At 44.7% G+C, this 19,591-nt stretch carries 18 protein-coding genes; 8 read left to right on the plus strand and 10 right to left on the minus strand.

Translation table 11 applies throughout. From position 1 onward, the window contains the following. The first annotated feature begins 12 nt into the window (after positions 1 to 12). Complete coding sequence (locus tag R7O03_RS15730; protein ID WP_318131833.1) at positions 13 to 585, plus strand: protocatechuate 3,4-dioxygenase; 573 nt, start codon at positions 13 to 15, stop codon at positions 583 to 585. A gap of 9 nt (positions 586 to 594) precedes the next feature. Here the strand turns inward: R7O03_RS15730 and R7O03_RS15735 are convergent, their stop codons facing one another. Then, positions 595 to 1,425: a LysR family transcriptional regulator gene (locus tag R7O03_RS15735; protein ID WP_318131834.1), complete on the minus strand. Its 831-nt coding sequence runs from the start codon at positions 1,423 to 1,425 to the stop codon at positions 595 to 597. A gap of 118 nt (positions 1,426 to 1,543) precedes the next feature. Between R7O03_RS15735 and R7O03_RS15740 the strand changes: the two genes are divergently transcribed. Next, positions 1,544 to 2,191, plus strand: a complete 648-nt coding sequence (locus R7O03_RS15740) for a glutathione S-transferase family protein (RefSeq protein ID WP_170893283.1) — start codon at positions 1,544 to 1,546, stop codon at positions 2,189 to 2,191. 84 nt (positions 2,192 to 2,275) lie between these two features. Here R7O03_RS15740 and R7O03_RS15745 read toward each other — a convergent pair whose 3' ends face one another. After that, on the minus strand, positions 2,276 to 2,947 hold the full coding sequence (locus R7O03_RS15745; RefSeq protein WP_318131835.1) for a type 1 glutamine amidotransferase domain-containing protein: 672 nt from the start codon (positions 2,945 to 2,947) through the stop codon (positions 2,276 to 2,278). Positions 2,948 to 3,064: 117 nt separating this feature from the next. On the opposite strand from R7O03_RS15745, the gene R7O03_RS15750 reads away from it, so the two are divergent. Next, on the plus strand, positions 3,065 to 3,949 hold the full coding sequence (locus R7O03_RS15750) for a LysR family transcriptional regulator (protein WP_005388553.1): 885 nt from the start codon (positions 3,065 to 3,067) through the stop codon (positions 3,947 to 3,949). A 59-nt stretch (positions 3,950 to 4,008) separates the two neighbouring features. Here R7O03_RS15750 and R7O03_RS15755 read toward each other — a convergent pair whose 3' ends face one another. Beyond that, positions 4,009 to 5,670 (minus strand): electron transfer flavoprotein-ubiquinone oxidoreductase, encoded by a 1,662-nt coding sequence (locus R7O03_RS15755; protein WP_318131836.1) that lies wholly within the window; start codon positions 5,668 to 5,670, stop codon positions 4,009 to 4,011. A 137-nt stretch (positions 5,671 to 5,807) separates the two neighbouring features. Here R7O03_RS15755 and R7O03_RS15760 point away from each other — a divergent pair, with 137 nt between their 5' ends. Beyond that, positions 5,808 to 6,773, plus strand: coding sequence for an electron transfer flavoprotein subunit alpha/FixB family protein (locus tag R7O03_RS15760; protein ID WP_017821214.1), 966 nt, complete (start codon positions 5,808 to 5,810; stop codon positions 6,771 to 6,773). Positions 6,774 to 6,840: 67 nt separating this feature from the next. Here the strand turns inward: R7O03_RS15760 and R7O03_RS15765 are convergent, their stop codons facing one another. Genes R7O03_RS15765 through pdhA form a run of 3 tightly spaced genes read right to left on the minus strand, consistent with a single transcriptional unit; the run spans position 6,841 to position 10,056 of the window. Further along, positions 6,841 to 7,989, minus strand: a complete 1,149-nt coding sequence (locus R7O03_RS15765) for a dihydrolipoamide acetyltransferase family protein (protein ID WP_005375831.1) — start codon at positions 7,987 to 7,989, stop codon at positions 6,841 to 6,843. Further along, positions 7,986 to 8,969, minus strand: coding sequence for an alpha-ketoacid dehydrogenase subunit beta (locus tag R7O03_RS15770; protein WP_017634235.1), 984 nt, complete (start codon positions 8,967 to 8,969; stop codon positions 7,986 to 7,988). The genes R7O03_RS15765 and R7O03_RS15770 overlap by 4 nt, the downstream gene beginning before the upstream one ends. Continuing rightward, positions 8,962 to 10,056 (minus strand): pyruvate dehydrogenase (acetyl-transferring) E1 component subunit alpha, encoded by a 1,095-nt coding sequence (gene pdhA / locus R7O03_RS15775; protein WP_025998586.1) that lies wholly within the window; start codon positions 10,054 to 10,056, stop codon positions 8,962 to 8,964. The genes R7O03_RS15770 and pdhA overlap by 8 nt, the downstream gene beginning before the upstream one ends. A 65-nt stretch (positions 10,057 to 10,121) precedes the next feature. Here pdhA and R7O03_RS15780 point away from each other — a divergent pair, with 65 nt between their 5' ends. From R7O03_RS15780 to R7O03_RS15790, 3 genes are all read left to right on the plus strand, one after another. Next, the gene (locus tag R7O03_RS15780; RefSeq protein WP_127891143.1) at positions 10,122 to 10,316 is read left to right on the plus strand and encodes a hypothetical protein; all 195 of its coding nucleotides are present in this window, start codon (positions 10,122 to 10,124) and stop codon (positions 10,314 to 10,316) included. A gap of 396 nt (positions 10,317 to 10,712) precedes the next feature. Further along, positions 10,713 to 11,033, plus strand: coding sequence for a DOPA 4,5-dioxygenase family protein (locus R7O03_RS15785; RefSeq protein ID WP_005375836.1), 321 nt, complete (start codon positions 10,713 to 10,715; stop codon positions 11,031 to 11,033). Between the two features lie 325 nt (positions 11,034 to 11,358). Then, positions 11,359 to 11,985, plus strand: coding sequence for a hypothetical protein (locus R7O03_RS15790; protein WP_054578994.1), 627 nt, complete (start codon positions 11,359 to 11,361; stop codon positions 11,983 to 11,985). A gap of 342 nt (positions 11,986 to 12,327) precedes the next feature. On the opposite strand, the gene R7O03_RS15795 is transcribed toward R7O03_RS15790, so the two are convergent. From R7O03_RS15795 to R7O03_RS15810, 4 genes are all read right to left on the minus strand, one after another. Next, positions 12,328 to 14,109: a sodium:solute symporter family transporter gene (locus tag R7O03_RS15795; RefSeq protein WP_031781211.1), complete on the minus strand. Its 1,782-nt coding sequence runs from the start codon at positions 14,107 to 14,109 to the stop codon at positions 12,328 to 12,330. Positions 14,110 to 14,794: 685 nt separating this feature from the next. Further along, positions 14,795 to 15,511, minus strand: coding sequence for a 3'-5' exonuclease (locus R7O03_RS15800; RefSeq protein ID WP_005388533.1), 717 nt, complete (start codon positions 15,509 to 15,511; stop codon positions 14,795 to 14,797). Further along, complete coding sequence (locus tag R7O03_RS15805; protein ID WP_017634232.1) at positions 15,511 to 17,373, minus strand: putative nucleotidyltransferase substrate binding domain-containing protein; 1,863 nt, start codon at positions 17,371 to 17,373, stop codon at positions 15,511 to 15,513. Before R7O03_RS15805 ends, R7O03_RS15800 begins: the two co-directional genes overlap by 1 nt. Before the next feature lie 141 nt (positions 17,374 to 17,514). After that, the gene (locus tag R7O03_RS15810; RefSeq protein WP_005388529.1) at positions 17,515 to 18,234 is read right to left on the minus strand and encodes a FadR/GntR family transcriptional regulator; all 720 of its coding nucleotides are present in this window, start codon (positions 18,232 to 18,234) and stop codon (positions 17,515 to 17,517) included. Between the two features lie 560 nt (positions 18,235 to 18,794). Between R7O03_RS15810 and R7O03_RS15815 the strand changes: the two genes are divergently transcribed. Beyond that, positions 18,795 to 19,511 (plus strand): FadR/GntR family transcriptional regulator, encoded by a 717-nt coding sequence (locus tag R7O03_RS15815; protein ID WP_017634231.1) that lies wholly within the window; start codon positions 18,795 to 18,797, stop codon positions 19,509 to 19,511. Positions 19,512 to 19,591: the final 80 nt, after the last annotated feature.

Consider the following 19,591-nt stretch of genomic DNA (forward strand, 5'->3'; position numbering starts at 1 on the left):
ATTGGTGGCACCATGGAAAGAAGACACTTTTTAGCGCTGTGGACATTGTTGTTCGCACCCTCTTTAAAAGCGACGACACCAATGCGGCCGACGCCAGCACAAACAGAAGGGCCATTTTATCCAGTAGTGGATATTCCTCTTCGTCAAAACTTGATTCTGCAATCAGAAGGCTTGGTCGGTGAACCTATCGTGTTGCAAGGCAGAGTAGTAGATACATCGGGAAACCCAGTTTCAGGCATCAAAGTAGAAATCTGGCAATGCGATGGGCAGGGGATTTACGATCATCCTAAGCAGCCAAATAATGATAAGTTTGATGCTCACTTTGCTGGCTTTGGTGCAGTTTTAACTGACGAAGATGGGAATTACCTTTTTCAAACGTTATTTCCGGTTCCATACAGCTCTCGACCTCCCCACATCCACGTCAAACTATGGCGTGGAGGGAAAGAGTTATTAACGACTCAGCTTTATTTGAAAGGGCGAACTGGTAACGAGTGGTGGGGCGGAAAAGCCCGTGATTATCTGCAGTTTGAAACTATACGAATCGACGGGCGGTTAACGGGCGAATTTAACTTTGTGATTGGTTAGCTAATCCGGTTAAACCATTAACGCAACCAATTGCGCCAAGCATTCTTTATCCAGTATCGGATGAGGCTCGACGCCCGTGACCAAAACGATATCCACGGAAGGCAGCGATGGCATATCGTCTAAGATCTTAAGATCCTCGCTAACGCTAATACTGCCCATCGCACCGATAGCCATGCCTGAACGTACAATCGCTCGTTGTGCAGAAGCCGTATTGCAACATGCCAGTAGTTGATAAGGAGTGCCACGTTTGGTTAATCCGTCTACTGCTGCCGCATGGTATTTACAGTCGGTTTGGAATAGGGCGAGAGGGAGAGGTTGGGCGTTCTCAATGTCAAAATCAGGATGAGCAATCCACACGCCTTTGTCGCTTGCTAGCCAGTAACCTTCCTCACTGTCCGGTGCTCTTGTCACAATAGCGGCGTCTAGCTTTCCTTCATCAAGTTTTTCTCTCAAGGTGATGCTCGGCTCACTAAAGACCTGAATCGAACATGTGGGCTCAGATTGCTGTAATACGCGGATGACTTTAGGCAAGATATTGTCGTTGTAATCCTCTGGGCAACCTAATCGAAGAGGACGCTTATCTTCATAACGTTTCACTTGTTTCAGTGCTTGATTGTGCAAGCTAACCAATTGCTCTGCGTGAGAGCGTAGTGCTAATCCCGCTTCACTTAAGACAAGATTGCGACCTTCTTTTTCAAACAAACTGACGCTGAGTTCGTCTTCTAGCTTACGCATTTGCGCACTGAACGCGGATTGGGTGCGATTGATCTGCTTGGCTGCACGAGTGAAACTTCCCGTTTCGACAAAAGCCAGAAAGCTGCGTAACGCATCGATATCCATATCTAAAACTCATCCATCGTTTTTGTTGAAGTGTTCCATCAAAACTATCCGTTAGTCCCCTTAAATACAATCAGATATTGTGAATGGGTAATCAAAACACGAACCGCATGGAGGCGTCATGAAACTGTTTATTGCTAACCAAAACTACTCGAGCTGGTCACTTCGCGCATGGCTGATCTTTTCTCAATTCAAATTGGATGTGAAAGTCACCAAGCTCAAATTATTCACGGAAGATTTTTACAAAACCTTGGAAGGTATTACACCAACGGCGAAAGTACCTACCTTGGTGGATGGTGACGCAACCGTGTGGGATTCATTAGCGATTTTGGAATACGTTAACGAGCAATACTTACAAGGCAAAGCATGGCCAAGCAACTCCGTAGAACGAGCTAAAGCACGCGCCATTGCCTCAGAGATGCATTCGGGGTTCTTTGATTTAAGAAACGAACTCCCAATGAACATCCGCGCGCGCAGAAAAGTCGTTCTAACGGATGGTGCACGTAAAGATATTGCACGCATTGACGCTATTTGGGCAGAACAAGCCAAGCTGTATCCCAACGGTTGGCTATTTGGAGAATGGTCGATAGCTGATGCTATGTATGCACCTGTGGCATTGCGTTTCCAAACTTACGGTATCGAGTTATCCGAAGGTGCCAAAGCTTACCAACAGAAGGTGCTAGCAAGTGAATCTTTACAGCAATGGTTGGAAGAGGCGAGCCAAGAAACGGATATCGTAGAAGAGGACGAGGCAGGGGAAGAAGTATAAGCGCATCTTGCGATCGCCTGTAGCAAGGGAAAGCATGACAAAGCACGCTTTCCTCTTCTAGGATAGTTGTAGTTTCCGGCGCGTTTAAGCTAGGTGTTCAACAATCGCTCTGCCTACGCCGTGTGCGCTCGTTGGGTTTTGACCTGTGATGACACGATCATCCACAATTACAAACTCTTGCCATGGTTGCACTTTAGAGTAGCGCGCTGCGCTGCGTGCAAGAGATTCTTCCAATAGGAATGGGATATCGTTGATGGTGCCGAAGTCGATCTCTTCTTCGCGAGTGAAACCTGTTACTGATTTAGACGCAAGCAGCTTTTCGCCATTGCTAAGCGTGATAGGAAGAAGAGCGCCCGGACCATGACAAACTGCTGCAACAATACCGCCATCTTCATAGTGTTTTGCAGAAATCTTGGCAAAATCTTCGTTGCTCGCTAGGTCTGAAAGAAGACCAAAACCACCCGGATAGAAGATCGCATCATAGTTGTCACCGTTGATTTGTGACACTGGAATCGTGTTGTTGATGCGGTTCTGGAAATCATCATCCGCTAAGATTTTCTCGTTGACTGCGTCGCCTTCGATGTCGGTTCCGTACAGTGGTGCTTGCCCGCCTTTGATAGAGGCAATGTCGTAATCGAAGCCTGCATCTATTAGTTCGCTAAGCGCATGAGTGAGCTCTGGCGCGTAAGTTCCGTTTGCTTGGTCAGTTTCACCAAGGGTCGCATGGTTCGTCACAATGATGAGTACTTTCTTCATGATGGTTTCCTTTTTGGCTTACGTGTATTTGTTGAACACCTTCATACTAATTGCTAAACAAATAAGTGATAATACGATTAATTGGCAAAACATTATTGCTATATAGCAAAGGTAAGTATGGACAGTTTTGAAGGCATCAATGAGTTTGTTACGGTTGCTGAGAGCTTAGGGTTTTCTGCAGCGGCAAAACAGTTAGGTTGCAGTACCAGTCATGTCAGTCGCCAAGTCACAAGATTAGAAGAGCGATTAGGTGTCGCTTTGTTAGCCCGTTCGACAAGAATGGTGAGTCTAACGGAAGCGGGGCAAGCGTATTATCAGCAGTGTAAAGAATTGGTGATTGGGCTTCAGCAAGCCAATGAACAGCTCACCACGCAGCAAACTCAGTTGAGTGGTACGTTACGCGTGAGTGCCGCTGGTGCGTTTTCTGAGAACCATGTAGCGCCTGCCTTGATGGCGTTTGCCAAGCAACATCCTAATCTCACGGTTGAAATTAACTTCAACACCAGCATGGTCAACTTTATTGAAGATGGTTTCGATTTTGCCATTCGTTACGGCAGGTTGAGTGATTCAGGCTTGGTTGCGAGAAAGCTGGTGGATCGTCCCATGGCAGCGGCAGCCAGTCAGCGTTATCTCGATGAACATGGTTTACCAACGCACCCAGAGCAACTCAAGCGTCATAGCTGCATTATTGCCAATAAGGACGTTTGGTTGTTTGAAAAAGACGGCAAGCCTTTAGATGGCGTAAAAGTGCAGGGCAGATGGAAGAGCAATAACGCACACACGGTCTTGCAAGCCTGTGCAGAAGGATTAGGTGTGGCGTACTTACCGAAGAGCAGTTTCAACGATGCTATTTCGTCTGGTCGTTTGGTGCCAATCCTAGAGCCCTATTGGGGAAGTGGTAACAGCAGCTGGATTGTTTATCAGAATCGTCACTTTCTGCCACTACGAGCGCGATTGGCTATCGACTTCTTGCTTGATCATTTTGCCGATTGGCAGGAGTAATGAGGCTCTGCCAATCGGTTTGTTTATCCATTTGTTAGATCGTCAACATACTAACGTATCTACATGTTTTGATAGCTCGGTCCACCGCCGCCTTCTGGTGCTTTCCATGTGATGTTTTGTGAAGGATCTTTGATGTCACAGGTTTTGCAATGCACACAGTTGGCGGCATTTATCTGAAACTTCAACTTATTGTTCACTTCCACCACTTCATAAACCCCAGCGGGGCAATAGCGCTGACTTGGTTCGTCATACATACCTAAATTCACATCAATTGGAATGTGAGGGTAAGTCAGAACAAGGTGACAAGGTTGATTCTCTTCGTGCTGTGTTCCCGACAAAAATACCGACGAAGGCTTATCAAAACTGATTTCACCATCTGGTTTTGGGTATGCAATTGGGTGGCACTCTTGTTTAGGTTTTAACTGCTCATGATCGTGCGAATAGTCCTTGATAGACCAAGGTAACGGCTTCTTAACCAGTGGTTGCCACAGGTTGTGTTCAAAAGTCGAAAGAGCACCGCCAAGTATGCTGCCAAACTTATGAATGTTCGCGCCAAAGTTGCGCGTTTCGGCGAGTTCGCCATACAACCATGATGATTCAAACAACGACTGGTAGTCTGGCTCAGAAGCTCCAGTTTGTCGGGCCGTATGTACCGCTTCTGCTGCAATGATTCCGGATTTCATTGCTGTGTGGCTGCCTTTAATTTTTGCGACGTTCAAAGTCCCCGCATCACAACCAATCAATAAACCGCCAGGGAATTGCTGTCTCGGCAGAGAGGAAAGCCCACCTTTCGCAATGGCTCTTGCGCCGTAAGCGATGCGCTGAGCACCTTTCAAATGTGTTTCAATAGCAGGATGGTGCTTAAAGCGTTGAAATTCGTCAAACGGACTCAAGTAAGGATTGCTGTAATTCAAGTCGACAATAAGCCCGACGGCGATTTGGTTGTTCTCCATGTGATAGAGAAAACCGCCGCCTGTGGTATTTGTTTCACTCAAGGGCCAGCCAGCGGAGTGGATAACACTGCCAGATACATCCTTACTGTCAGTGGGTAACTCCCATATCTCTTTTAGGCCAAGCGCGTAGTGCTGTGGTTGCTTTCCTGCGTCTAGGTCGAACCTTTGAATAAGTTCTTTACCCAGATGTCCGCGACAACCTTCAGCAAAAAGGGTGTATTTTGCCCTTAGCTCGATACCTGGTTCAAAGTTAGGTTTGGCCTGGCCGTTCTTATCTAGTCCCATATCGCTCGTGTTAATGCCTGTCACGGCGCCAGTCTGATCATAATTGATGCTTGCAGCGGCAAAGCCCGGAAAAACTTCCACCCCAAGATTTTCTGCTTGGTTAGCGAGCCAACGGCAAAGGTTGGCAAGGCTAATTACGTAATTATTCTCGCCATTTATCATTGGACGCGGTGTAAGGATGTGAGGAACTCGAATATGGTTTTGTTCAGTAGTAAGATAAAGGAAATTATCTCGTTGAACCGAGGCTGCTAGCGGGGCCTCCATTTCTTTCCAGTCGGGGAAAAGCTCATCTAAGGCACTAGTTTCAAAAACAGCGCCAGATAAAATATGTGCGCCCACTTCTGAGCCTTTTTCTACAACGCAAATTGAAAGTGCGTCACCTTCACTGTCTTGGTTGAGTTGAGCTAGCCGACAAGCGGCGCTTAAGCCTGCGGGTCCGGCCCCCACGATCACGACATCAAACTCCATGCATTCTCGTTCCATCTTTATGCTTCCTTTCTATTATCGTCATCTGCGTGACAGGTTTTGGTTTCTATACAGAAAACTATAGCTCAGTTGACGTTAACGTGAAGTGGACTAAGCTCAAGTAATGGATCTGACGTGTTATATGAGGCATGACCATGGAAGACCGACCATTAGCAACACTTGTGCTCGCAGAGCATGACAACCAATCGTTGGCTGTAGGGACGCTGTGTGCAATTAAAGCGGCATTTGAGATTAAGGATGATGATAAATCGCTTCCTGTTTCTGTGTTGCTTATTGGTTATCAGTGCCAATCAGTTTTGGATGAGTTGAATTGTGTTCAAGGTGTTGCAGAAATTATCTGGGTTGATGCGAAGGGATATGAACATGGATTAGCGGAAAATATCGCACCTTTGATCTCACAAGTAGCCAAAAACTACTCACACATTCTTTCTCCTGCCAGTACATTTGGTAAGAATGTGATGCCTCGTGTGGCGGCGTTGCTTAATGTTGGTCAACTTTCTGACGTGATGACAATCGAGTCTATCGATACGGTGATTCGTCCAATTTATGCTGGAAATGCATTGGCGAGAGTCACGTCGAATGATCCCTATAAAGTGATGACCATAAGAAGTACGGCTTTTGATGCCGCAGAGCTATCTGACACGCCAGTTGTCCCTAAGCTTACTCAAGTCGACACGGTGATTATCAATAAACTTAGTGAGTTTGTTTCGCAACAAACGCCAGAAAGTGAGCGACCAGAATTGCCAGCGGCTAGAGTAGTAGTGTCGGGTGGTCGTGCATTCGGGAGTAAAGAGAAGTTTGTTTTAGTAGAACAATTGGCTGACAAGCTAGGTGGAGCGGTAGGGGCGTCACGAGCGGCTGTCGATGCGGGCTATGTGTCTAATGACCATCAAGTCGGGCAAACTGGCAAAATTGTTGCACCGGAGTTATACATTGCCGTCGGAATTTCTGGCGCGATCCAGCATTTGGCGGGAATGAAAGATTCCAAGGTGATTGTTGCAATTAATAGCGATCCTGATGCGCCTATTTTTGACATTGCAGATTATGGATTGGTCGACGATTTGTTTGTGGTAATGCCAGAGCTGTTAGAGAAGCTGTAGATATAGTCTTGTTTCCTAAAACAAAAGGCTTCCGGACTGGAAGCCTTTATCATTTGATTTTAATAAGTTACTTTTCGCTCGGACGTTGCAGGTGCTCTGCAAGTACTTTCGTAAACCTTGCAGCTTCACCACCAGTACAAGCGCGATGATCAAACGTTACGGATAGCGGCATTGCTTTCACCGAAATTGCTTGACCATTTCTTATCACAACTCGGTCGAGTATTCGGCCCGCGCCGACAATAGCGACTTGTGGCGGTGTGACGACAGGTGTTGCGTAAATACCGGCAATCGCGCCGAAGTTGGAAAGCGTAATCGTTGCGTGCTGCAATTGCTCACGACCGATTTTTCTCTCTCTGATCCCTTCAACGGTTTGATCGAGCCAACGACGAACATCTTGTGGCTCGTATTCATCTGCGTGGCGCAAGACTGGTACGTACAATCCATGACGGCTATCTACTGCAATTCCTACATTGACCGTTGTGTGTACACAGCGTGTCATGGTTTCGGCATCAAACCAAGCGTTTAAAGCAGGCTCTTCTTGACACGCATGAACAATCGCTTGAACAAGGCGGATACTGATATCTTCGTTTGGCAGCCAATCTTCCAACAACGCTTCTTCCGTAATGGTTACGGCGGCAACATGTTCGTGCGACTCGGTCATAGACGATACCATGGTACGTCGAGCGCCTTTCAAAACTTCGGTGCCTGGACGCTGTTTTCCGGCTTCGTCGTAAATATCGGCATCTACGATAAGTCCGTTCGGGCCACTACCTGACACGAGGTTAAGATCTACCCCAAGTTTTTGTGCCAACAAGCGAGCCGAAGGCAGGGCGGTAACGAGGTTACTTTCTGTCGTGTTGTGGTTGCCACCAATCCAGAAATCATCAACGTTTACATGATGCGCTTGGTGAGAAACGCTGCCGACGACGGTTGCAGCGTCAGCAGTGGCTTTTTTCTCTGCCGTTACTTCTCTCCCGGCACCTGTTTCATCAATCTCTAGCAGTAATGCACCAATATTGACGATTTCACCTTCCTCACCATGACGGCTGACCACACGGCCCGAATAGGGGGCAGGGACGTCTACCGTCGCTTTTGCTGTCTCTACAGTTAAGATCACTTGATCTAATTTAACCATGTCTCCGACATTAACGTGCCATTTGACAATTTCTGACTCAGCGAGACCTTCACCGAGATCGGGTAAATTAAACGTCTTCATTTCCAATCCTCCACGAGTTCGCGCGCCGCGGTCACAATGTCTTCTTCCTGAACCATGAAATAATCTTCGTTACGGTAATAAGGCATAATGGTGTCCATTCCAGTTACTCGTTTAGGTGGGGCTTTAAGTAAGCACATGGCATGTTCAGCGGTTCGAGCTAATAGCTCAGAGCCCACACCACAAGTTTTACTCGCTTCATGAACAACGAGTAAACGTCCAGTTTTTTCTAGTGAGCTGAAAATCGTCGCGGTATCAATTGGCTTAATACTCGCCAAATCAATCACCTCGACTTCAATCCCCTGACTAGACAAGGTTTGCGCGGCCTGAAGTGACTCTACGACGCATGCGCCCCAAGTAACGAGCGTGATATCTCGCCCCTTACGCAAGGTGAAGCAGGTGTCGAGTGGGAGTGCTTCGCCGTTATCAACGACTTCAGATTTAACGGTGCGATATATGCGCTTCGGTTCGAAGAACATGACGGGATCATTGCTTCTAATTGCAGCGAGAAGTAAGCCGTATGCGCGTTGTGGAGAAGAAGGAATCACCACTTTAAATCCAGCAGTGTGAGCAAATAGCGCTTCCACGCTTTCTGAGTGGTGTTCCGGAGCGTGGATACCGCCGCCAAATGGCGCACGAAAAACCGCGGGACAAGTGAGCCGACCGCGAGTTCTGTTACGCATTCGAGCCGCGTGGCACATTAAGTGCTCCATCGCAGGAAAAACGAAACCTTGAAACTGAAATTCGGCGACAGGTCGTAATCCTTGCGTTGCCATACCGACCGCAACCCCGCCGATTAAGGCTTCAGCGAGTGGCGTATCGATGACTCGTTTAAGACCAAACTCTTGCTTGAGTCCAACAGTGGCACGAAATACACCACCATTATCGCCCACGTCTTCACCTAGTACGACAACATTGGGGTCTTGTTGCATTTCGTGGTGCAGGGCAAGGTTTACTGCTTCAACCAACGTTAGCTCAGCCATGTCTGCCTCCCTGCATTCTCATTGCCTTGTTGATGAGTTCATCTCTTTGTGCATGAAGCTCTTGAGGTAGCGATTCATACAAATAATCGAAACCGGTTTCTGGTGCTTGTGGCGGTAAGCTCAGATAGCGTTCAACAGCTAACTCTACTTGCTCTTTACAGTAATCTAGCCATTGCTGTTCTTGTTCGTCGCTCCAAGCGCCTTGATTAAGGAGGTACGTTTTAAGACGTGCGATAGGTTCGTATTGCCATGCAGTTTGAACATCATCTTCTTTACGATAACGAGTCGCATCATCGGCCGTAGTGTGGTCACTCAGTCGGTAACTCACCGCTTCGATGAGTGTTGCACCTTTCCCTTTTCTTGCTCTCTCAAGGGCGGTTTTAGTTGCATCATAAACGGCGACGACATCGTTACCATCGACAGTAATACCCGGTATACCTGCACCTTGCGCTTTTTCTGATAAGAAATCGGCGGCACATTGGAGACTACGCGGCACTGAAATTGCCCACTGGTTATTGTTTACGACGAAAACAAGTGGAATATTCCAAGTACCTGCGCAGTTTATTGACTCAAGAAAGTCCCCTTTGGATGTACCACCATCGCCGCACATGACTAGCGCAGCTTCATGGTTACCTTGAATTTTTAGCGCGGAAGCCACCCCGACAGCATGCGTACATTGCGTCGCTATGGGTACACAGTAGGGAAGGTCTCGGCTAGGAACCGGACTGCCCTCAGGAGCAAAATCACTCCCGCGCTCATCGCCACCCCAGTATTGAAGGTTCTTTTCCATGCCAATGCCACGACACCACATCGCAGGCATATCGCGGTAGTAAGGGACAAACACATCATCGGCTTTAAGTGCTCTGCCGACCGCAATGCCTATGGCTTCCGCGCCTAAGTGTGAGGGATAGGTCCCTAGCTTACCGGTGCGTTGCAAGGCAACTGCTTTGTTGTCGTAAGTGCGAGTTAATACCATGTCTCGGTAAAACCCGACCAATGTTTCAGTGTCAGCCCAGTTGGGTAGTTGGCCGACGAGGTCCCCACGATGGTCGATAAACCGATGCATGGGTAATGCCTGAACGTTCATCTCAAGCTCCTTTTGACGCTGCGGGTCTTTTGGACTGCAGCTGTTCATACAAAACCAGAGTTTGTATGGGTACTCAAACTCTGATATCAGCGCAAAGGCCATACCTAAGGTTGCGTGTGCTTTCGATAGCGGTAGGCATCTGTTCGTCCCTTAAACTATTTGTCGATAACATCGCTGCGACTATTTCACCGCAAGATACAGAGAAAGGCTTTTCTGTATCTAACCCTCTAACTAAATCGTGGTATAGCCAGATACAATAAGTGTAAACAAGTTGTTAAATTATGCTTCATTTTGACTTTCGATCAGTAGTAAAGTTTTGCTTACACCCTGATTTTGCAGAGTAATATGCTGATATTTTGTTGGTGGTATTTTTAAACTCGAATTTAATTACTGGTTAATGAAACATATTTGCAACAAAATTTGGCTGTAAAATTTGACAAAGTGAGTCATTATTAATGAATCAACTCAAACAGTTGCTATATGATGAATTGCAAATTTTTGTTGTGCTCGAAGCCTCGACCTTATGAGAATGCATAACTTCTTCCCAACTGAGTGGAATCAAGGTAGGGTGACGGCATTACAAATGTATACCCTCGGCAGTCCTTGAGCTTATCCAAAGTAGGTGGTGCTCAAGCGGAAGTGATTATGGAGAAGTTATGTACCACGCTCATGTTTATTTTCCCCTAAGAGAACAAGATAAAGCGCAAGCCTTGAACGAGATCATCCGTCAAGAGCGTCAAGATGTGCTGCGTGTGTTTCCATTAGTTGGAAGGTTAGTTGGCCCACACAAAATGCCGATGTTTGAAATTCACCTAGAATCATTGAGTGAAGAGTTCTTGGCGTGGCTTGATACGATTCGAGGCGATTTTTCTGTGCTTATTCACCCAGTAAGCGAAGAAGAGTTGCTCGATCACACAGAACGCGCGATTTGGTTGGGCAGAGAGATTGGTGTATTTGAAGAAAAGTTAGAGAAATAGTTGCCTTCTCGCCCATGCATGACCGCTTTGAATCCTTCTCTTCTCATTGCGGTCGCAGCTTCTGCTTAACGCCTCATCTTCATTGATGGGTGCGGAATCCCTCTCTTACGCTTTGCTGTAGCTATTTTTGTGCTAAACCTAAAAGTAGGCTTTCGAACTTCACGCACAAAGCGTGAAAATATCGCTGTTTAGCATGCCATTAAATGAATTTTGGTGGTAATAAAATAATAAGTCTTTGATAAATCAAATAGGTATAGCAGGGAAGTGCAGTTTACGACCCCAACGCCATTGGCAGTGGCGCCGATAATTTATGAGGGGGAAGGGTATGTTTTCGATACTCTTGGTTATACTTGCACTCTATATATTTTGGCTGTTGTTTCGCAACGAGCCTGCGTTTGCCGGGCGTACCGCTCAAAAAAAACGTGACTGGGTTGGGCCTACCGCCAACAAAGAAGAATGGCGAGGGTTTTGTACAGACGTATTTCAGCCGTTCAGTTCTCAAACGACTTTCTACGCCATTGCTTATTTTGCCAATTACGTAGCAGCAGCGAACGCAATATCTTGGTCAACGATATACGAAGGCGATTATCCGATCATCATAAGCCGATTTGGTAGCTACTTCATTTTAAGTACGCATGATGCACTGGTCGTAGCTGGGTTTATTGCGCTTGCTTTCTTTATCATTAATTGGCAACTTGCCATGCGCTGCTCCGGTATTCTTAGCCAGTATCTAGTGCGGATTCTTATTATTAATCAAAAGCGCTTTGTCGCGATTAGCTTGGTGTTTTGCAGCTACTTTTCGTACCTACTGACGCTTGGTATATTCTGGCTGTTCCATGATGGGTATTCAATCTGGCATGGATTAATGCTTAGCCCTGTGTTCCTGCTGTTAGCTTTATTGGTAGCGGTTGTTGTGCCATCTGCAAAAAGAGAAAATAGTGTACCTAAGTAATCCCGAGATGGTTTGTTCAGCGGGAATAGTTTGGCTTGTAGACCAGGTAGTGATGTAAAGGACTAGCGAGTCTAAATCACGAAGTGGCAACAAAGTATACGAGCCGAGATCTTTACTTCATCAGGTATTTTTGGGGCGTTTACTTAAGCAAGGTAGGCTGCACTTTTAACTCGATCAGATTATCACGTTCTGGTTTAGCCTTATCGAATGACAAAATAAAGCTGCAATTCGATAACCCTAGACAAGATGATATGTCTTCGTAAAAGGGTGAAGTGTTCGTACTGGGAACTTAGAATTAAAAAACGCGGCCAAAGAATAGCCGCGTTTATTAGAATAAGAGATTTAACTTTCTGTCACAGGTTCAGAGGCTTGTTCAGCGCTTGAATCCACAGCTTTTACAAGTAGTAGACCAACACCTCCGACGATGGCACCACATAGAATAAACACTAAGCGCCCCCATACTGGGTTAGGTAGCAGAGCCATAAACATGACACCTATACCTGCGACCGCGATAAGTTTACCCAGCATTTGACGTTGCTTGTTATCGAGTTTTCTCTGTGCCACTGATTCCGCTACAAGAGGCGTTGATAGGTTTTCAAAGAACTTATCGACATCTGCTTGGCGTTTGTCAGTTAGAGGCTTGTAGAATAGAGTCGACAACATGAAGAAGCCACCAGTTAGCGTCATGTGTCCGATTAGACCTATTGCTACTTTCACATCAGACCATTCTCGGCTAGTCAACTCCTCAAGGCCAAACGCCGATGACACCATATCAGCTGTGATAACAAACCCAACAAGGTAGGAAACGATGCCACCCACGACTAGAGTTCCCCAACCGGCCCAGTCTGGAGTTTTCTTGATAAAGAAGCCTAAAAACGCTGGAATTGTCATTGGGAACCCGATGAGCGCACCAACGTACATCATAGTGTCGAATAGACTCAGACCTTTTAGAGAGTTTATAAACTGCGCGATTAGAATAATTGCAACGCCAAATACCGCCGATGTTGCTTTAGAAACTGCGACTAGCTCTTTCTCTGATGCTTGGCCTTTACGAACGATCGGTTCATAAAAGTTCTTTACGAAAATACCTGAATTGCGGTTAAGACCAGAGTCCATAGAGGACATCGTAGCAGCAAACATTGCAGCGACCAGAAGTCCAACCATACCTGCTGGCATGTATTCTTGAACGAAGTATAGGTACGCGAAGTCGCCTGCTTTGTTACCAGCATCTGGATAAGCTGCCGCTAAATCAACACCTTGGCCTGCAATATACCAAGAAGGCATGAACCAAATGAAAACTCCACCCAGCATCAATACACATGCTAGCAAAGCTGCTTTTTTTGCATTTTTAGAGTCTTTTGCAGCTAGGTAACGGTAAGAGTTCAACATATTGTTTGTAATAGAGAACTGCTTAACGAAGATAAAGAACGCCCAAATACTAAAGATGCTTAAGTAGTTCAGGTTGTTACCTGCAACAAAGCTCCCACTTTCTGCGACTGGGAAGTTAGAGATAATTTCAGTAACGCCACCACCTTGAACAATAGCAACGGCTGCACATGTGATCGTTACCGCCATGATGATGACCATTTGCATGAAATCGGAGGCGATAACCGCCCAAGAGCCGCCAGTTACCGACATCGCAAGTACAACTAAACCGGTAATCCAGATGGTTGCTGTCATATCAAAACCAAAAATACCTGAAGCTATAATAGCGAGGGCGTTAAGCCATACACCTGCAGAGACAACACTGTTTGGCATCGAAGACCAAGTAAATACTTGTTCGTTTGTTGTACCAAAACGCATACGAATGGCTTCTATGACAGTTACGACGCGTAACTGACGAAATTTCGGTGCAAAGTAAGCGAAGTTCATGAAGTAACCAAACGCGTTTGCAAGGAAAATAATAGCGACAGCAAAACCATCATTGTAGGCTTTACCAGCGGCGCCAGTAAATGTCCAAGCAGAGAATTGAGTCATAAACGCCGTTGCTCCAACCATCCACCAAAGCATGTTGCCGCCACCTCGGAAGTAGTCGCTTGTAGTACTAGTAAAAGTTCTGAACATCCAACCTATTGCGATTAAGAATAGAAAATAGATGCCCACAATGAGAGTATTGAGTTCCATCTTTAGACCTTTGAAGTAGTTTATTGTCCTAAGTAATAGTAACGTTCGCCCCTCTTATTTGTAGTACAATAACTCAAAATCGTGACCGGTAAGGCGTAATAAACCCTTTAATTAATCATACAAGTGATCGGTGTCAGATATTGCTTTTCTCTGAAGCTGCTAAAAGTGTAGAGTTTAGGTATGGGTTCTATGAATATACTTATAAAGAATCTTAAGTCCTCTAATAAGAATGGACGCGGATTTATGCATATCTGGCAGAGGGATTTAACATCGATTGATGTAGGATTGTTAAAAAAAAGCCCATGCAAGCCTGTACTGCATGGGCCAAACGGTACTAGTACCGCGAGCTGTCGGCTGAAGTTCGCAACAGCGGCTTTACATGATTACTAACCACTACAGATGACGTTCGAGGGGACATCACCTGAATTCGGTTGTTTATGTAACGCTGCTAGATCTTCGACAATCATTGCGCACATGCAATGCTAAGCTCTCTAAAATGTAGTTATGATATGGAGCAACTAATCAGTTTACACTCGCTCTGATGTTGGCAAGTGACAATGGCTATTCGCTGCATTTTGCTAACGTCGCCCCATTAATGATATTGTATTATTAATTAAGGTAAATACTGATAATACCAAATTGTGACAGAGAACATGTTTAGCAAATAGGCCTGTGATCTGGATGATTACAGGCTAAGCCGATAAAGGGGCCCGACTGTCGCTTTTGTCTGAGGTGCGATACGGGTTTGTTGAACTAATAGTAACTCTGCAGTTGCAATTGCATCTGCAAGTGCATTATGGCCGTTGTAAGCGGGTAACCCGTAACGTTCCCTTGTCGCTGCTAGAGTCACATCTGATTCATCGGAAGCATTGATCGCTCTTTGTAACCTTTTTTCTATTCGCAAGGTGTCTATCCAAATGAGCGGCAACTCTTTTATGTTGAAAACTCGCTGTAAATATTGATTAATAAAGCTAGTTTCGACTATACATCCGTGCGCAACAATAACTTTGTTTTCTGCTGCTTTAAAGAATGTCCGCATTGCTTCATGAATAGAGATTCCATCAGTCAGCATTTGTTGGGTAATATGGTTAACAACTATGGTTTCGGGCTTAATTTTTGAGTCGCTATGTACATAAAGGTGTTGGCTTGTTGCTAAGTCAATATGGCCTTGTCGAATCTCTACCCAGCCCATGGAAAGAATGACTTCTTCCTCACTGTCTAAGCCAGTTGTTTCAAGATCTAGAACGATGAACTCAGTGTCAAAAGCTCGTTGATTTACGTCCAGATTTGGCGAGCGAAGCAGCTTTTTAAGATAAAGAGGGATGTGCTTCTTTTTACAGTGCTTTTGTCTCTGACGATTTTTTCGTGTCAATGGATGAAAGTACTCAAGTAAGCGCTTCATTATCGGCTCCCAAAACGGAGTTTGGCGACTTCTTGTAGATCTGCAATGATGCGGAACGCGTCTTTTAAATGTTGACGTTCAAAACTACCGAACGTATTGGGGTCAATGTGGTTATTTGGCTCATCTCCACTTTTTAATGCTTCTAATTGATGGGCAAATCGAAACGACAAGATGAATTGATATGCGTTGATTATATTTTTGTACGCGTCATGGCTGAGCAGTCCTTTTTCGTTAGCTGCTTTAAAACGCTCATCAGTTGCAGTGAGGTCACATTCAACTGCCAGACCATAAATCCTTGCAAGATCAATGATTAGATTAATCGCGTATTTTTTTACGTCGAGCGTTTTCTTGTTCTCTCCCGATTTTTGTAATACTAGGCTATTGAATATTCCTAGCGGTGGGTTTGTTTTCACCGCATCGTTAACTAACATCGTAAGGAATTCTCTATTAGCGTTGATGTTAGAGTGAAGCTCATCGCGAAGTATCTGTTCAAAGTCTTTGTTTCCATAAACGGTTCGGATTTCTAAAAAGACACTGATATTGAGGAGGCGCTCGTATTCAGGATTTGCCACCCATTTCTTATAGTACTTTTTCCAAACAGAGAGAGGCTGGCACCATTTAGGGGTCGCTGCCATAAACTTCCCTGGACACAATGGATAGTTACATTTATTCAGGCCATTACTTACTATCATTGCTAAATGTTTGAAGTAGATACGGTCGTTATCTGTTGCCGAATCATCTAATACGATGGCGCTATCTTGATCTGACAGCATATGTACTTCTTGGCGAGCATGAGAGCCTGCCACAATCCAAGAGAAGTCACAGGGAGGTGTTCCCAACTTATCAATGGCTATTTGTATTAACCTACGAGTGTACGCATCCATAATCATGGTCATCACTTTACCAATGATTTCTGGTGAAACCCGTCCTTCGACTAATGCTTCAAAAATAGCTTGGCGCTCGGACGTAAAACTAGACAACGCTTTGACACTGCCAGCATATTTGATCTTTTCAATTAAAAATATAGCTTGGACTCGATGGTTTTGAACCAAGTGCGTTGTGGTCAAAACGCCAACGACGTTATTGTCTCTGACTAAGGGTAAGTTTCTTATGTTGTGCTGCATCATAATGGAGGCTGCGTGCAGAACTAAATCGTCAGGATGAATTGTTTTAGGATCAGGCGACATGACTTCGACGACTGGTGTTGAGATGCTTAATCCTTTGGCGATGACTCGCTTTGTCATATCTCGGTCGGTAATCAGTCCAACTATTTTATTATCACGATAAACGACAGCGCAGGGAGAGCACTTATCGATCATCTCGTTGGCGACTGACTGAATGGATTGCTCAGCGGTTACAATTGCAACTCGACCACTAGCAACTTCCTCTACACGCCGAATAAACAACCCTTTTTCTTTGTTAGACCACACGACATCTAATGCTGACTTTAGCCGTACCTGAGCTTGTGATGCAAAATGTTCAGCACATTCAGGATGAGAAGTGCACAACTTTTTCAGCGCAGCATTTGGAATTACATAAACTAATGAATTTTCGATTGCAATTGCTTTGTATTCTTTTCCGCTTTCGACTTCGTTACCAAGAAAAGTGAAGCCAAACAAATCTTCCGGACCAAGTTTAGCTCTCAATATGCCATCAGATTTACGCTGTTCGATAGAGCCAGTTCTAATAATATAAAGTGACTTTTCGTTCTTAGAAGAATACTGATCAACAACATCCCCCTTGCTTAAATAAGTGATCTTAACAGATGAAGCAAGCTCGCGAAGTGCACCTTTAGGTACCTTGTCAAACGGATCAATCTGGCTGATAAACTGTATGATATTTGGCAGTAGCGAGTCGGTCATAACACAACATTCTCAAAATACATTTGTATTACTATATATCAAAATATTGATGGTGTGCCATAAAGAATTGGAGGAAACGAAATTAAAAAAGCACGCGAGATGCGTGCTTTTGCCTAGTTATTAGATCGCCCAAGCCCAAGCTTAACTGGCTTCGGGTAAGCGATGTTTTGACTCCAACAAGTGGTTAGCCGAAGCTTGACGTGCTTTTTCAGCATTGCCTGCCATTATTGCTTCATAAATCTCACGATGTTCTTCGATGCACGTATTGCCTTCCTCAGATGAGTGTGCAATAAAGTTAATGAACATTGTAGTCAGAACATGCCCAAACGGTAAGAAAAAGTCGTTTCCGGTTGAGTTAAAAATAATGCTATGGAAACGAATATCTACATCCATCCAACGCGCTTTGTCCAGTTCGTCTGCTTTAGCGACTTCCAACATATCTTGGAATGCTTCTGATAGCTGAATTCGCTGTTCCGCAGTGGCATTTTTCGCTGCGAGTGCACAAGCTTCAGGCTCTATCGCGCGTCGTAACCCCAAAAATTGATGACAGAACTGATCTATCTCTGTTAGACCGTCCATCCATTCAATTAATTGTGGGTCTAAAAAGTTCCAGTACGCTCGGTTGATGACTCGAGTACCAACTTTTGGACGTGACTCGAGTAAACCTTTTGATGTTAAAAGTTTTACGGCTTCACGCAAAGCTGTGCGACTGATACCAAACTGTTCACACAGGGACATTTCTCCTGGAAGAATGGACCCTTGAGGGATCTTGCCTGACAAAATGCTACGAGCAATTTCGCGAGCTACTTGTACATGTAAGCTGCGCTTGGAACCGGAGATAGAATGAAATTCACCAGACATAAAATCACTTATCGTTAAAATTGTATTATTTAAGCTTGGACTATATCATCCAAAGTGTAGCTCACCAAGAAGATGTTTACGTAATAACAGTTGTCTTCACAAATCCATTTTGAATCTCCGACTGCTTTATGAAGCCTTCATGATTATGATACTTAGCGTATAACAGATGAGGCCACCGATTCTTACATCATTCCTTATTTATTTGTTAGCTCAATATGTTAGTTAACTCTAGTCGCGCCTACTTATTGTACTCACTGATTTTCAATACACAGCACACAATTTGAATAGAAGGTCAGGTTTCTTGTTAAATAAAGTGATATTGTATTATTATATACTAAAGATCGGTGTGCATGATGTTACTACTCGACCATTCAATATTGAGTTTGGCCAATATACCTCGCGAGTAAAAATCATATTCATAAGATCGTTAGATTTTAGACGCTAAATAACAGTGCTTTACATTTACACAGAAAGTCTCCGCCTTCAAAGCGTGTTTCATTTGGCCTTTTCTAATTATTAGCTAAACAAGTCGTTTAGGCTGCTGGCAATGAGGAATATAGATGGCAGAGTTTTCACTTCTCGGGAATTCAAATCACAAGATACATGTACAAGTAGCAAGACAGATTTCTCGCAAAATATTGTCAGGAGAATTAAGTCAAAATGAGAAGCTCCCGAGTGAAATAGAACTGTGTAAGTTGTTTGGTGTTAGTCGGACAGCACTACGAGAGTCGACGAAGTTGCTGTCTGCTAAAGGCTTAATTATCTCTAAACCAAAAGTTGGAACTACGGTACTACCAAGAAACTATTGGCATTTTCTTGATCCTCAACTCTTAGAGTGGATCCAAGATTTAGAAGATACTAAGCCGTTTCTATCTCAGTTTTTAGGATTGCGTAAAGCCATAGAACCAGAGGCGTGTGCGCTGGCAGCCCAAAATGCCAATGCTGAGCAAAGAAAGCTGTTGTCAATTGTATTTCAAAGAATGACGATGGCAGCACGATGTCACGATTATGATGAGTGGATTGCTAACGATCATTTGTTTCATCAAACGATATTCCTTTGTACCGATAATCAATTCTACGTTCCCTTCAGCAATATACTTTCGACCATATTTAAGGTGTTTATTGACAAGTCAGTTGAAGGAGGGAGGTTCTGCCTTAATGAGCACCGTGCAATTTATGATGCAATTATGGTCGGAAACTCATTTCAAGCTCGTTTAGCCTCTCAAACGCTGTTAAATGATGAGAATCAGAGGCTTTCCGACGCCGTGAATAGTTAAGAGCTTGCGTACATTTTTATTGACTAAAAAGAGTTTTCTGTCGTTTCTTTTTGTCATGAACTTTGCCTAATGACAGAGCT

The organism is Vibrio sp. Vb2960, from assembly GCF_033337665.1.
In the GTDB taxonomy this organism is placed as follows: Bacteria; Pseudomonadota; Gammaproteobacteria; order Enterobacterales; family Vibrionaceae; genus Vibrio; species Vibrio alginolyticus.

What these genes read in the sequence shown, in the direction of transcription:
- R7O03_RS15730 (WP_318131833.1), top strand. Translation starts at nt 13, where the DNA reads ATGGAAAGAAGACACTTTTTAGCGCTGTGGACATTGTTGTTCGCACCC.
- R7O03_RS15735 (WP_318131834.1), bottom strand. Translation starts at nt 1,425, where the DNA reads ATGGATATCGATGCGTTACGCAGCTTTCTGGCTTTTGTCGAAACGGGA.
- R7O03_RS15740 (WP_170893283.1), top strand. Translation starts at nt 1,544, where the DNA reads ATGAAACTGTTTATTGCTAACCAAAACTACTCGAGCTGGTCACTTCGC.
- R7O03_RS15745 (WP_318131835.1), bottom strand. Translation starts at nt 2,947, where the DNA reads ATGAAGAAAGTACTCATCATTGTGACGAACCATGCGACCCTTGGTGAA.
- R7O03_RS15750 (WP_005388553.1), top strand. Translation starts at nt 3,065, where the DNA reads ATGGACAGTTTTGAAGGCATCAATGAGTTTGTTACGGTTGCTGAGAGC.
- R7O03_RS15755 (WP_318131836.1), bottom strand. Translation starts at nt 5,670, where the DNA reads ATGGAACGAGAATGCATGGAGTTTGATGTCGTGATCGTGGGGGCCGGA.
- R7O03_RS15760 (WP_017821214.1), top strand. Translation starts at nt 5,808, where the DNA reads ATGGAAGACCGACCATTAGCAACACTTGTGCTCGCAGAGCATGACAAC.
- R7O03_RS15765 (WP_005375831.1), bottom strand. Translation starts at nt 7,989, where the DNA reads ATGAAGACGTTTAATTTACCCGATCTCGGTGAAGGTCTCGCTGAGTCA.
- R7O03_RS15770 (WP_017634235.1), bottom strand. Translation starts at nt 8,969, where the DNA reads ATGGCTGAGCTAACGTTGGTTGAAGCAGTAAACCTTGCCCTGCACCAC.
- pdhA (WP_025998586.1), bottom strand. Translation starts at nt 10,056, where the DNA reads ATGAACGTTCAGGCATTACCCATGCATCGGTTTATCGACCATCGTGGG.
- R7O03_RS15780 (WP_127891143.1), top strand. Translation starts at nt 10,122, where the DNA reads ATGGGTACTCAAACTCTGATATCAGCGCAAAGGCCATACCTAAGGTTG.
- R7O03_RS15785 (WP_005375836.1), top strand. Translation starts at nt 10,713, where the DNA reads ATGTACCACGCTCATGTTTATTTTCCCCTAAGAGAACAAGATAAAGCG.
- R7O03_RS15790 (WP_054578994.1), top strand. Translation starts at nt 11,359, where the DNA reads ATGTTTTCGATACTCTTGGTTATACTTGCACTCTATATATTTTGGCTG.
- R7O03_RS15795 (WP_031781211.1), bottom strand. Translation starts at nt 14,109, where the DNA reads ATGGAACTCAATACTCTCATTGTGGGCATCTATTTTCTATTCTTAATC.
- R7O03_RS15800 (WP_005388533.1), bottom strand. Translation starts at nt 15,511, where the DNA reads ATGAAGCGCTTACTTGAGTACTTTCATCCATTGACACGAAAAAATCGT.
- R7O03_RS15805 (WP_017634232.1), bottom strand. Translation starts at nt 17,373, where the DNA reads ATGACCGACTCGCTACTGCCAAATATCATACAGTTTATCAGCCAGATT.
- R7O03_RS15810 (WP_005388529.1), bottom strand. Translation starts at nt 18,234, where the DNA reads ATGTCTGGTGAATTTCATTCTATCTCCGGTTCCAAGCGCAGCTTACAT.
- R7O03_RS15815 (WP_017634231.1), top strand. Translation starts at nt 18,795, where the DNA reads ATGGCAGAGTTTTCACTTCTCGGGAATTCAAATCACAAGATACATGTA.